Here is a 12,806-nt window from a genome sequence, read left to right as displayed (position 1 = left end):
GCGCTACACCGGCGCGTCGGCGGCCTACAACCTGGGCGGCATCGTCGGAGCCTCGGCAGCGCCGTTCTTCGCGCAGAAGCTGGTGGCGATGGGCGGGCTGAGTTATGTCGGGGGGTATGTGTCGGGGGCGGCGGTGTTAAGCCTGATTGCGGTGCTGTGCTTGAAGGAAACGCGCGATAACGATTTGAATCGGGTGGCCTGATAGACCGCCATCGCGAGCAAGCTCGCTCCCACAGGATTTCGGGTTGTCCACAAATTGTGTGTACGACCCCAATCCCATGTGGGAGCGGGCTTGCCCGCGAATGCCGCGCCTCGGTTTAGAGCTCTACTACGACGGCCTGGGAAGCACGGGTAGCCTTCGCCCGAGCCGCTTCAATCGACTCATCCCGCGCCAGCGCCACGCCCATGCGGCGCTGGCCGTTGACCTCAGGCTTGCCGAACAACCGCAACGCCGTATCCGGCTCGCTCAGCGCAGCGCTAAGATTGGCGAACGCCGTCTGGGTCGACTGCCCTTCCACCAGGATCACCGCCGAAGCCGAAGGCCCGAACTGACGGATCAACGGGATCGGCAGGCCAAGAATGGCCCGGGCGTGCAGCGCGAACTGCGACAGGTCCTGGGAAATCAGAGTCACAAGGCCCGTGTCGTGTGGACGCGGCGACACTTCGCTGAACCACACCTGGTCGCCCTTGATGAACAACTCGACGCCAAACAGGCCGCGGCCACCCAAGGCTTCGGTCACGGCTTTGGCAACACGCTCGGACTCCGCCAGCGCGATCGGGCTCATGACCTGTGGCTGCCAGGACTCCTGGTAATCGCCCTTCTCCTGGCGATGCCCCACCGGAGCACAGAACGTGGTGCCGCCGATGTGGCGCACGGTGAGCAAGGTGATTTCGTAGTCGAAATCGATGAAGCCCTCGACGATCACTCGCCCCTTGCCGGCACGGCCGCCTTCTTGCGCGTAGTCCCACGCGGTCTTCACGTCATCGACGCTGCGCAGCAGGCTTTGGCCCTTGCCTGACGAGCTCATCACTGGCTTGACCACACACGGGAAGCCGAGGTCTTCGACCGCCTTGCTGTAATCCTCGAAAGTGTCGGCGAAGTGGTACGGCGAAGTGGGCAGGTCCAGCTCTTCAGCTGCCAGGCGGCGAATGCCTTCGCGGTTCATGGTCAGCTGCGCGGCACGCGCGGTAGGGATCACGGTGAAACCTTCGGCTTCCAGTTCGACCAGGGTGGCGGTCGCGATGGCTTCGATTTCCGGCACGATGAAGTGCGGTTTTTCTGCTTCGATGACCGCACGCAGGGCGGCACCGTCGAGCATGTTGATCACGTGGCTGCGATGCGCCACTTGCATGGCCGGTGCGTTGGCATAACGGTCCACGGCGATCACTTCAACGCCCAGGCGTTGCAGCTCGATCACCACTTCCTTGCCCAACTCGCCACAGCCACACAGCAATACGCGGGTCGCGGTCGGCGACAATGGAGTTCCGATACGGGTCATCTCAAGTCCTCAAAGAAGCGGATCATCGAGGGAGGCAGCGCCTGGCGCGCTTCCCATGGGGAGAAAGCGCGGCATTTTACATGAACCTGCGGTTTTGGCTTCAGCTGGCGACAGCCTGTTTGCGCAGGCGCCAGGCCATGATCAACCAGACGGCCGTCACGCCCGCGAACTTCGAGGCCATGGCGGTGAGGATCACGGCTGGGGTGAACGCGTCGATCATGCCAAAGAAGATGAACGTATCAAGGGGGATGCTCAGCGCCGAACTTATCCACAGGCGATCGTGCAGCGGGCGCCTGGTGATGCTGAACACCAGCCAGTCAATGCACTCGGAGACCGCGAACGCCGTGGCACTGGCGAGAGCGATGGATGGATCGGAGGTGACATAGGACAACACCAGCGCGGCGAGCATGGCGATGATTGCGCCGTGCCCAAAGCGCGTTTGCACCATGTCGCGCAGCACGAATACCAGGCCACCCCAGGCCGACCAGATGATGTCCAGGTGCGGGGCGGTGGAAAAGGCGTAATTGATCAGCACGACGCTGCTGATGTAGGCGATCAAAAAAAGCATGGGACGAAAAGACACCTGTAGGAGCGAGCTTGCTCGCGAAGGACGTTAACGATTACGCGTAAAATCAGGTACCCCGCAGCGCCCTCAGGTTTTCGCGAGCAAGCTCGCTCCTACAAGGGGCGCGATGAATGTCCGGAGTTACTTGCCAAGCATCCACACAAGCCCGCTGGACTTCGCCCTTTCATGGCAAAGCCCCAAAACCTTGCGCCGCTCGTCATTATCCATCCGGCTCCAGCGCGTGATCTCCTCGACCGTGCGCTGGCAACCGGTGCAGAGGTCATCGTCATCCAGCGCACAGACATTCACGCACGGTGAGCGAACCGGTGGTTCTGCAGTGTTCATTCTTCCTGCTCAGCCAGGTCGCGGGCATAGCGCTGGGCGTTGTGCACGTAGTGCGCAGCGCTGGCCTCGAGCATTTTCTTTTGCTGTTCGGTCAACTCGCGCACCACTTTTCCCGGCGTGCCCATCACCAGGGAGCCATCGGGAATTTCCTTGCCCTCGCCGATCAGCGAATTGGCACCGATGATGCAGTTTTTACCGATTTTCGCGCCGTTGAGAATCACCGCATTAATGCCGATCAAACTGTAATCCCCGACCGTGCAGCCATGCAGCATGGCATTGTGGCCAATAGTCACGCCGGTACCGATGGTCAACGGGTAGCCCATGTCGGTGTGCATCACCGTACCGTCCTGGACGTTGCTGTTCTTGCCGATCAGGATCAATTCATTGTCGCCACGCAGCACCGCGTTGAACCAGACGTTGGCGCCCTCTTCCAGTTTGACCTTGCCCACCAGCACGGCGTTGGGGGCTACCCAGCTCTGCGGGTGGGTTTCGACTCGGGCGTCGCCCAGGCGGTATTTCATCTTGTTGTCCTCAGGGCCAGGCCGGCTCGGGTATTGCCATACGAATGATGGCTTCAGGTATTGATAAAGCTTTTGGGCGGCTGGTGCAGGCTGATTTTCGCGTCATACAGCAGGTTGATCAACTCGACGATCATGATCGCCGTCAGGCCCCAGATCTTGTACTCGCCGTAACGATAGCTCGGCACATACCAGCTGCGGCCCTGATAATCGATGCGGTGGGTGTGTTCGCGCGGGTCCTCGCGAAAAAACTCCAGCGGTACACTGAACACTGCCGCGATCTCGGCATCGTTGGCCCGATACTCGACAAAATCCGGGATCACCCCGACATAAGGCGTGACCTTGATGCCATGCAGCGAGATCAGCGGGCTCAGAGGCCCGATCACCTCGACCAGCCCGGGCGGCAGGCCAATCTCTTCATCGGCTTCGCGCAGGGCGGTGAAAATCAGGTCCGGGTCTTCAGGGTCGCGGCGGCCTCCGGGAAACGCCACTTCGCCGCCATGCGTCGAGAGCCCGCTGGCGCGCAGGGTCAGAACCAGTTCCGGTTCGTCACTGCGGGTGATGGGCACCAATACGGCGGCCTCGGGGAAACGTTTGTCGGTTTCCAGGGTTCGCGGCGTGTGGTTGCTTACCCGATGCAGTAGCTCGTCCAGCATGAGTGATCTCGATCTGTGCCTTACCCTGCATCATGCACCAATCACACCGACCGCCCAAGTCCCGAACGGCCGTCTGTCGCGAAACGACAACTTGCCGACCGACACCGCCGCACGCCAAGATAGGCACAGCATTCAGGAACCCAAGCATGAAATTTTGCAGCCAGTGCGGCAACCCGGTGACACAACGCATTCCCGAGGGCGATTCGCGCCTGCGGTTTGTCTGTGACAGCTGTCACACCATCCACTACCAGAACCCCAACATCGTCGCCGGCTGCGTGGCCACCTGGGGCTCGAAGGTATTGTTGTGCCGACGGGCCATCGAGCCGCGACTGGGCTACTGGACCCTGCCCGCCGGGTTCATGGAGAATGGCGAGACCATCGAACAGGCCGCCATTCGCGAAACCGCCGAAGAAGCCTGTGCCAGGGTCCGCGACCTCTGCATTTATACACTGATCGACGTGCCGCACATCAGCCAGGTGCATGTGTTCTACCGCGCCGAACTGGTGGACCTGGATTTCGCAGCAGGCATAGAAAGCCTCGAAGTCCAGCTTTTTGAAGAAGCGGACATCCCTTGGTCCGACCTGGCTTTCCGCACGGTGGGGCGTACTTTAGAATACTTCTTCGCTGACCGGCGGTCGGAGGTCTACCCCGTGCGGTCGGAATCGATTCCGCCGTTGGCCCAGCCGGTTATTGTTTGATTCGGAATGTAAAATTTTTTGCAAAAGCAAAAGATCGTCCGCCTGCGGCTCAAGCCTGAGGCAGCACCTACAATTAGATAGTCGCAACACCTCTTAGGGATATCGTTTTAATGCGCTGGTTGCTTGCCCTGTTCTGCCTGTCGTTCATTGCCGTGTCTCAGGCTTCCACCGTGGTGACCCTGGATGGCAAACCGATCGAAAAAGTGTTGGTGCTTAAATCCGCTCATCAATTGCAATTGATAGCCGACGGCAAGGCGCTGCGAACCTACCGCATTTCCCTGGGCAAGCAGCCCAAGGGCGCCAAGCTGATGGAAGGCGACAAGCGCACCCCGGAAGGCTTTTACTGGGTGGACTGGCGCAAGGTCAGCGACCGCTTTAACCTGGCCATGCACATCTCCTACCCGAATGCGGCCGACTCTGCACGCTCGCTGCGCGAAGGCGTACCACCGGGGGGCATGATCATGATCCACGGCACGCCCGATTCCTACGACTACCCGGAGAACCTGTTTCATACCCTGGACTGGACCGACGGCTGCATCGCCATGCGCAATATGGACATGCGAGAAGTGTGGGGCCTGGTGCCGGATGGAACGATGATCGAGATTCGTCCGTAACGGCCCATTGCAACCCGGACCTGGAGACTGCAAAGCACGCCAGTTCGATTGCGCGGTGTTTAAACCGCCAGCAATCATTAGGACAATCAGGGCTGATCCAAGCAATTAAATCTCGCCAAAGGCTTGCCCAAGAGTATTCCTCTCAATTTTTTTCGACCGCTTGCCAACCTTCACCCTCGCGGTTAGGGTTGAAGGCATGAAAACCTCTCACACCCTCATTCAGCTTCGCCAGCACCGCAGTCTGTGCCTTGTCAGTGCACGACTGCCGGGCTGAACCGCGGTGCCTCGTCCTACGCTTCATCCCCAGAACTTTTGATCCACCGGCAGGCCGCCTTTTTTCGGCCCCTACAACAAGGATTTCCCGATGAGCATGCTCAAAGACCCGTCTTCGAAGTACCGCGCGTTTCCGACCATCGACATCCCGGACCGCACCTGGCCGTCGAAGACCATCACCGCGGCGCCGATCTGGTGCAGCTCGGACCTGCGCGACGGTAACCAGTCGCTGATCGAGCCTATGGACGCGGTTAAAAAGCTGCGCTTCTGGAAAACCCTGGTGCAGGTCGGCGTGAAAGAAATCGAAGCCTCCTTCCCGGCCGCTTCGCAAACCGACTTCGACTTCGTGCGCACCTTGATCGAAGGCAACCACATCCCGGACGACACCACCATCCAGGTGTTGACCCAGGGCCGTGAAGACCTGATCGAGCGCACCTTCGAATCTTTGCGCGGGGCGAAAAAAGCCATCGTTCACCTGTACAACGCGACTTCGCCGTCTTTCCGTCGCATCGTGTTCAACCAGGACAAGGACGGCATCAAGGAAATCGCCGTCAGCGCGGCCAAGCTGTTCGTCAAATACGCCGCCCAGCAGCCGGACACCGAATGGACCTTCGAATACTCGCCGGAAACCTTCAGCGCCACTGAGCTGGAATTCTCCAAGGAAGTCTGTGACGCCGTGATCGAGGTCTGGAACCCGACGCCCGAGCACAAGATGATCCTCAACTTGCCGGCCACCGTCGAATGCGCCACCCCGAACATCTATGCCGACCAGATCGAATGGTTCGGCCGTCACATCAACCGTCGTGACAGCGTGATCATCAGCCTGCACACCCACAACGACCGCGGCACGGGCGTTGCCGCTACCGAACTGGGCCTGATGGCCGGCGCGGATCGCGTCGAAGGCTGCCTGTTCGGCAATGGCGAGCGCACCGGTAACGTCGACCTCGTGACCGTGGCACTGAACCTCTACACCCAGGGCGTACACCCTGAGCTCGATTTCTCGGACATCGACGGCGTGCGCAAGGTCGTCGAGGAATGCAACCAGATCCAGGTGCACCCGCGTCACCCGTACGTCGGCGATCTGGTCCACACCGCGTTCTCCGGCTCGCACCAGGACGCTATCCGCAAGGGCTTTGCCCAGCAGAAACAAGGCACCTTGTGGGAAGTGCCGTACTTGCCGATCGATCCGGCCGACATTGGTCGCAGCTATGAGGCGGTGATCCGCGTCAACAGCCAGTCGGGCAAAGGCGGTATCGCCTACCTGCTGGAACAGGAATACGACATCAGCTTGCCGCGTCGCATGCAGATCGAGTTCAGCCAGGTTGTCCAGGCCGAAACCGACCGCGTTGGCCTGGAGATGACCGCACCACAGATCTACGCCTTGCTGCAGCGTGAATACCTGCAAGCCAACACCCCTTATGCGCTGGTCAGCCATCGCCTGCAGGAAGAGAACGGCAACAGCTCGGTGGAAGTCGAAGTGTCGAGCAAAGGCCAGGGTGAAAACAACCTGCGCTGGAACGGCAAGGGCAACGGCGCCCTGGAAGCCCTGGTGGCCGGCTTGCCGATTCCGGTGGAAATCATGGACTACAACGAACACGCGATCGGCGCGGGCACCCATGCCAAGGCAGCGGCCTACATCGAACTGCGAGTCAATGGTGAGCGTGCTGTGCACGGCGTGGGTATCGACGAGAACATCACCACCGCCAGCTTCAAGGCCCTGTTCAGCGCGCTGAACCGCTCGCTGAGCCAGCCGGAAGCGAAAGCGGCGTAAGGCTTTGGCTGTAATGCAAAAGGCCCCTGGGTGAGAACCTGGGGGCCTTTTTGTTTGTGCTGTTTGAAGATCAAGAGATCGCAGCCTTCGGCAGCTCCTACCTTGCAATGCGGTCCCCTGTAGGACCTGCCGAAGGCTGCGATCTTTTCGGGCCTTTCCTGCCCTGGAATGCGGTCCCCCGTAGGAGCTGCCGAAGGCTGCGATCTTTTCCGGTCTCAGGTGAACTCGAACGTATCCGCATCCAGATTCGCTGGAAACCGCGTGCGGTACGCCGCCAGTTCCGCCGCATCCAGCACCACCTGAAACACTCCATCGGCCTCCCCCGCGCCCAGCAACGTCTCACCCTGGAAATCCAGCACCTGGCTGTCCCCGGTGTAGGCAAAGCCCTTGCCGTCGGTGCCCACGCGATTCACCGCCGCGACATAACACAGGTTTTCAATCGCCCGCGCCGGCAGCAAGCGGTTCCAGTGCTGGCGCCGTGCACCAGGCCAGTTTGCGGTGTACAGCAACAGGTCGGTGTCCTGCGCGTCACGGCTCCAGACCGGGAATCGCAGGTCGTAACAAATCAGCGGCCGCACTCGCCAGCCTTTCAATTCGAACTGCACCTGGCGCTCGCCCGGGGTGTAGTGGTTGTGCTCACCCGCCATGCGAAACAGATGGCGCTTGTCGTAGTGCAGCACCTCGCCGTCCGGGCGCGCCCATAACAGGCGATTGCGATGGCTGCCATCACTGGCTTGCACGATGACACTGCCGGTAATCACCGCGTCGAACTTCGCCGCCTGCAGCCGCAACCATTTGCTGGTGGGGCCGTTCTCCGGCTCGGCCAGGGTCTGGGATTCCATGGAGAAACCGGTGGTGAACATTTCCGGCAGGATGATCAGGTCGGCGCCCCGCGCCTGCTCCAGCAATTGCTCGAAGTGCTCCAGGTTGGCCTGGCGATCATGCCAGGCGAGCGTGGTCTGGATCAACGCGATGGTCAGGTTCGGCAAGGCACTCAGATCACGCATAGTTTTTCCGCTGCTTCACGCAGGGTCTCCTCGCGTTTGGCGAAGCACAGGCGTATCAGGCGCTGGCCTGCAGGCGGGCTCTGGTAGAACACCGAGATCGGGATACTGGCCACGCCGTGTTCGCGAGTCATCCAAAGCGCCATGTCGACGTCATTGAGGTCCGGGCGAATCTGCGAATAGTCGACCAGCTGGAAATAAGTGCCCGCGACCCGTTTGAAGCTCAAGCGCGAGGGCGCCAGCAAATCGCAGAACAGGTCGCGCTTGGCCTGATAGAACGCCGGCAGCTCCTCGACATGCTCAGGGTGCTCGGCCATGAAGTCGGCCAGGGCAAACTGCAGCGGAGTGACGCCGCAAAAGCTGACGTACTGGTGAACCTTGCGCATTTCCGCGGTGAGGGCCGGTGGAGCGACCACGTAGCCGGTTTTCCAACCGGTGACGTGATAGGTCTTGCCGAAGGAGCTGATCACGAAGGCGCGCTGGTACAGCTCTTCATGCGCCAGCACGCTGACATGGGGCACGCCGTCGAACACCAGGTGCTCGTAGACCTCGTCGCTGATCAGGTAGATATCACGATCACGGATCAACTGGGCCAGTTGATCCAGCTCGGCGCGACTGATCAGTGCGCCGCTCGGATTGTGCGGGGAGTTGAGCACGATCATCCGCGTACGCGGCGTAATGGCTTCAGCGAGTTTCTGGAAGTCGATGGCGAAATCATCCAGGCCCAGCTGCACGTGCACACAACGACCGCCGGCCAGCTCGACCGACGGTTCATAACTGTCGTAGCACGGGTCGAATACGATGACTTCGTCGCCGCTGTTGATAACCGCCTGGATCGCGCAGAAGATCGCCTGGGTGGCGCCCGGGGTAATCGTCACCTCATTGTCGGCATCGACGTTGATACCGTAGCTGCGCGCGATCTTGGTGGCGACCTGCTGGCGCAAGGCCGGCAGGCCGGTCATTGGCGAATACTGGTTGTGGCCCTGGGCGATGTGCCGGCCTACCGCGTCGCACAGCGCCTGCGGGGCATCGAAATCGGGAAAACCCTGGGACAGGTTCAACGCGCCGGTTTGCGCCGCGAGCTGCGACATCTGAGTGAAGATAGTGATGCCGACATTCGGCAGCTTACTGGTGATCATCGGTGGTTCCCTGCTCTGCACCCGGCTCTAACGGCGGCGCGGGAGAGCCCGAGGATAGCCCATACGGCGCCCATAAAAAAAGGGCGCCATAAGCGCCCTTTTTGGAACCCGATCCTTTGGGAGCGTGGCTTGCCCGCGATGGCCGCACCACGATGTAACAGATACACCGCGTTTTCGTTCATCGCGGGCAAGCCCGCTCCCACAGGAGCCGGACAAGCCTTGAATCAGCGCTTGTCGCGGCGCTTCTTGTCGGCCTTCTTGTGGTGCGACATCATCCGGCGTTTCTTGTTGACCTGGCGGTCAGTGAGCGAGTTCTTGTTACCTTCGTACGGGTTCTCGCCGCCTTTGAACTCGATGCGGATCGGCGTACCGACCAGCTTCAGGACACGGCGATAAGTGTTTTCCAGGTAACGAACGTAAGACTTCGGCACCTTTTCGATCTGATTACCGTGGATCACGATGATCGGCGGGTTGGCACCACCCAAGTGGGCATAGCGCAGCTTGATCCGGCGGTTGTTGACCATCGGTGGCGCGTGCTCGCCGACCGCATCTTCCAGGATCTGGGTGAGGCGGTTGGTCGGCCAGCGGGTAACCGCGGACTTGAACGAGTTCTGTACGGAAGCGTAGAGGTTACCCACGCCGGTGCCGTGCAGCGCCGAGATGAAGTGGATGTCGGCGTAGTCAACGAAGAACAGTCGACGTTGCAGCTCGATCTTCACGAAGTCGCGCTCGCTCGGCGTCATGCCGTCCCACTTGTTGATCGCGATAACCAGCGCACGACCCGACTCGATGGCAAAGCCCAGCAGGTTCAGGTCGTGATCTACCACGCCTTCGCGGGCGTCCATGACGAAGATCACCACGTTGGCGTCTTTGATCGCCTGCAGGGTTTTCACCACGGAGAATTTTTCAACTTCTTCGTGGATCTTGCCGCGCTTGCGCACACCCGCGGTGTCAATCAGCGTGTACTTCTCGTCGTTACGCTCGAACGGGATGTAGATACTGTCGCGAGTGGTACCCGGCTGGTCATAGACGATTACCCGGTCTTCACCGAGCATGCGGTTGACCAGGGTCGACTTGCCGACGTTCGGACGGCCGATGATAGCGATCTTGATCCCGTCTTTTTCGCTTGGGCCAGGAATGCGCTTGGCTTCCTCACCTTCGGCAACGATCTCTTCTTCGCCGTCTTCCGGCTCTTCCTCGTCTCTCGGGAAGTCGCTGAGGGCGATTTCCAGCATCTGGGTAATGCCACGACCATGGGCGCCAGCGATCGGGATCGCGTGACCCATGCCCAACGGGGCGAATTCGGCGCGGGCCATTTCCGGGTCGATGTTGTCGACCTTGTTGGCAACCACGTAGGAGCGCTTGTTACGTTTGCGCAAATGCTCGGCGATCATCTGGTCGGCGGCGGTGAAACCGGCCTTGGCATCTACCAGGAACAACACCACATCCGCTTCTTCAATGGCCAGCAGCGACTGCTCGGCCATTTTTTCGTCCATACCGTGCTCGTCACCGGAGATACCGCCGGTGTCGACCAGAATGTAGGAACGCCCTTGCCATTTGGCCTCACCGTATTGGCGATCACGGGTCAGACCGGACAAGTCGCCGACGATGGCGTCACGAGTCCTGGTCAGGCGGTTGAACAAGGTGGACTTGCCGACATTGGGTCGGCCCACCAGGGCGATTACGGGAACCATGCGGCTCTCCACTTCGTTATTTCAGAAAATACAAAAGCCGCTGCTAGGCAGCGGCTGGTGCTCGGGGCAATCACTGCGTGCTTTCCTGTAGGAGCGAGCCTGCTCGCGAAAAACGCCAAGACACTGCGTTTACCCAAGAAGCCAACGTTATCGTTGACGTCCTTCGCGAGCGAGCTCGCTCCTACAGTTTGCGAACGGTGAAGCCGCTTGGGGGTTAATCCCCAAGCATAGTTCTTACTTGATGGTCAGGGCTTCCAGTTTGCCGCTGTTGCCATACACATAAATCATGTCACCCACCACCAGCGGTCGGGCACGCAGGCCGTCGCTGTCGATGCGCTCGCGTCCGACGAAGCGACCGTCCACCTGGCTCAGCAGGTGCAGGTAGCCTTCCAGGTCGCCGACAGCCACGTAGCTGGAGAACACTTCCGGAGCCGACAGTTGACGACGAGCCAGCGAATCGTTGGTCCACAAGGCTGTGGTGGTACGTTCGTCGACGCCTTCAACGGTGCCCGACGACAGGCTCACGTAGACGCTGCCAAAACCCTGGGCGACACCGGCATAGCTGGAAGCATCCCGCTGCCAGAGCTGACGACCGCTTTCCAGGTCCAGTGCCGCAACGCGACCCTGGTAGCTGGCCACGTACAGCGTACCGCCGGACAGCAGCAAGCCGCCGTCGATGTCGACCACACGCTCCAGTTCCGAACGACCCTGTGGAATGGCAACGCGTTGTTCCCAGACCGGCACACCGTTGGAGATGTCCAAAGCCACCACTTTACCGGTCGACAGGCCAGCCACCGCGAGGCGGTTGGTCACGATCGGAGCACTGGTACCGCGCAGGGTCAGGACTGCCGGAGTGCTGTCATACAACCAGCGCTGGTTGCCGGTGGCGGCATCCAGGCCGATCAGACGATCATCCTGAGTCTGCACCACCACCACATCACCATTGCTGGCAGGCGGTGCGAGGACTTCGCTGGACACGCGAGCGCGCCATTTCTCTTCACCGCTGCTGGCATCCAGGGCAACGATTTCGCCCTTGAGCGTACCGATCATGACCAACCCGTAACCCACGCCAACGGCGCCGGAAACTGGCAGCTCAAGATCTTTTTCCCATTTGACGTCGCCATTGCTGCGATCCATCGACATCACCACACCGGTGACGTCGGCGGCATAGATGGTGTCGCCATCGATCGCCGGGACCAGCATGTTATAGGTTTCGCCCTGACCGTCACCGATCGAACGACTCCACTGCTTCTGCAGAACCACTTCTTCTTTGAAGTCGGTCAACTCGGCCGGTGGCAATTCCTTTTTGCTGTTGCTGCTGCAACCCGCGGCCAAAATGGCCAGGGCCAGCAATGCTGCATGTTTCCAACGGATCACGTCACGCATCCCCTTTGGCCAGGTCGTCCAGCTTGATTTGTAGGCCACCTACTGCCGCTTCGTCCGACAGTGCCGCCTTGGCTTTTTGATACGCTGTGTTTGCTTCATCGGTACGACCCAGTTTCACCAGCAGGTCGCCCTTGAGCTCTTCGCGGGTGGCCAGGAATGCAGTGTCAGCGTCCCCTTCGAGCAGTTTCAGGGCTTCATCAGCCTTGTCCTGCGCGCCCAGAACCTGCGCCAGGCGCTGACGGGCGATTTCGCCCAGTGCCGGGTTGGCCGGTTTGGCAATGATCGCCTTGAGTTCAGTGGCTGCGTCATCCAGCTTGCCGCTGTCGACTGCGACCTTGGCCACGAACAGGCTGCCGTACTGCGCGTACGCGGTGCCGCCGAACTCGCTGTTGAGCTTGCCGGCCAGGTCCGAAACACGCGCGGCATCAGGCTTGCCGTCAGGGGTCAGCGTGGTTTCGAGCAATTGCTGATAGAGAATCGAGGCACTTTGTGCCTGATTGCCCTGATACTTCTGAAAGGCCTGCCAGCCGAACACGATGACCAGCGCCAACAGGCCGCCAGTAACCAGGGGCTTGCCGTTGCGTGTCCACCAATCCTTCAAATCCGCCAGGTTTTCGTCTTCGGTACTCGACACCCCAATACTC

General features: G+C 60.4%; 13 protein-coding genes and 1 pseudogene. 4 read left to right on the top strand and 10 right to left on the bottom strand.

The annotated features are described in order from the left end of the window. Positions 1-202: pseudogene (locus tag UB23_RS02370) on the top strand (MFS transporter); the annotation flags it as partial. A gap of 115 nt (positions 203-317) precedes the next feature. Here the strand turns inward: UB23_RS02370 and purT are convergent. The 5 genes from purT to UB23_RS02345 form a co-directional block, all read right to left on the bottom strand. After that, positions 318-1,499, bottom strand: coding sequence for a formate-dependent phosphoribosylglycinamide formyltransferase (gene purT / locus UB23_RS02365; RefSeq protein WP_045057739.1), 1,182 nt, complete (start codon positions 1,497-1,499; stop codon positions 318-320). 100 nt (positions 1,500-1,599) lie between these two features. Next, positions 1,600-2,067 carry a VUT family protein gene (locus UB23_RS02360; protein ID WP_045057738.1) on the bottom strand — a complete coding sequence of 156 codons (468 nt, stop codon included), beginning with the start codon at positions 2,065-2,067 and terminating at the stop codon, positions 1,600-1,602. Between the two features lie 138 nt (positions 2,068-2,205). Further along, on the bottom strand, positions 2,206-2,409 hold the full coding sequence (locus UB23_RS02355) for a DUF1289 domain-containing protein (protein ID WP_045057737.1): 204 nt from the start codon (positions 2,407-2,409) through the stop codon (positions 2,206-2,208). Next, positions 2,406-2,930: a gamma carbonic anhydrase family protein gene (locus UB23_RS02350; RefSeq protein ID WP_045057736.1), complete on the bottom strand. Its 525-nt coding sequence runs from the start codon at positions 2,928-2,930 to the stop codon at positions 2,406-2,408. Before UB23_RS02350 ends, UB23_RS02355 begins: the two co-directional genes overlap by 4 nt. 53 nt (positions 2,931-2,983) lie before the next feature. Next, the gene (locus tag UB23_RS02345; RefSeq protein ID WP_045057735.1) at positions 2,984-3,583 is read right to left on the bottom strand and encodes a CoA pyrophosphatase; all 600 of its coding nucleotides are present in this window, start codon (positions 3,581-3,583) and stop codon (positions 2,984-2,986) included. Between the two features lie 146 nt (positions 3,584-3,729). On the opposite strand from UB23_RS02345, the gene UB23_RS02340 reads away from it, so the two are divergent. The 3 genes from UB23_RS02340 to leuA all read left to right on the top strand — a co-directional run bounded on the left by UB23_RS02340 (position 3,730) and on the right by leuA (position 6,939). Beyond that, positions 3,730-4,281, top strand: a complete 552-nt coding sequence (locus UB23_RS02340) for an NUDIX hydrolase (protein WP_045057734.1) — start codon at positions 3,730-3,732, stop codon at positions 4,279-4,281. Between the two features lie 110 nt (positions 4,282-4,391). Next, positions 4,392-4,895 (top strand): L,D-transpeptidase family protein, encoded by a 504-nt coding sequence (locus UB23_RS02335; protein ID WP_045057733.1) that lies wholly within the window; start codon positions 4,392-4,394, stop codon positions 4,893-4,895. Between the two features lie 364 nt (positions 4,896-5,259). Further along, on the top strand, positions 5,260-6,939 hold the full coding sequence (gene leuA, locus UB23_RS02330; protein WP_045057732.1) for a 2-isopropylmalate synthase: 1,680 nt from the start codon (positions 5,260-5,262) through the stop codon (positions 6,937-6,939). Positions 6,940-7,154: 215 nt separating this feature from the next. On the opposite strand, the gene UB23_RS02325 is transcribed toward leuA, so the two are convergent. From UB23_RS02325 to UB23_RS02305, 5 genes are all read right to left on the bottom strand, one after another. Beyond that, positions 7,155-7,946 (bottom strand): amidohydrolase, encoded by a 792-nt coding sequence (locus tag UB23_RS02325; RefSeq protein ID WP_045057731.1) that lies wholly within the window; start codon positions 7,944-7,946, stop codon positions 7,155-7,157. Next, entirely contained in the window at positions 7,934-9,082 is a 1,149-nt protein-coding gene (locus tag UB23_RS02320) for a pyridoxal phosphate-dependent aminotransferase (RefSeq protein WP_045057730.1), read from the bottom strand. Before UB23_RS02320 ends, UB23_RS02325 begins: the two co-directional genes overlap by 13 nt. A gap of 224 nt (positions 9,083-9,306) precedes the next feature. Next, on the bottom strand, positions 9,307-10,776 hold the full coding sequence (gene der, locus UB23_RS02315) for a ribosome biogenesis GTPase Der (RefSeq protein ID WP_045057729.1): 1,470 nt from the start codon (positions 10,774-10,776) through the stop codon (positions 9,307-9,309). 234 nt (positions 10,777-11,010) lie between these two features. After that, entirely contained in the window at positions 11,011-12,162 is a 1,152-nt protein-coding gene (bamB, locus tag UB23_RS02310) for an outer membrane protein assembly factor BamB (RefSeq protein WP_045057728.1), read from the bottom strand. Beyond that, positions 12,155-12,796 (bottom strand): tetratricopeptide repeat protein, encoded by a 642-nt coding sequence (locus UB23_RS02305; protein WP_045057727.1) that lies wholly within the window; start codon positions 12,794-12,796, stop codon positions 12,155-12,157. The genes bamB and UB23_RS02305 overlap by 8 nt, the downstream gene beginning before the upstream one ends. Positions 12,797-12,806 lie beyond the last annotated feature (10 nt).

The organism is Pseudomonas sp. ES3-33 (assembly GCF_000952175.1).
Classification (GTDB): Bacteria; Pseudomonadota; Gammaproteobacteria; order Pseudomonadales; family Pseudomonadaceae; genus Aquipseudomonas; species Aquipseudomonas gregormendelii.
This window is presented reverse-complemented; position numbering and strand designations above follow the sequence as displayed.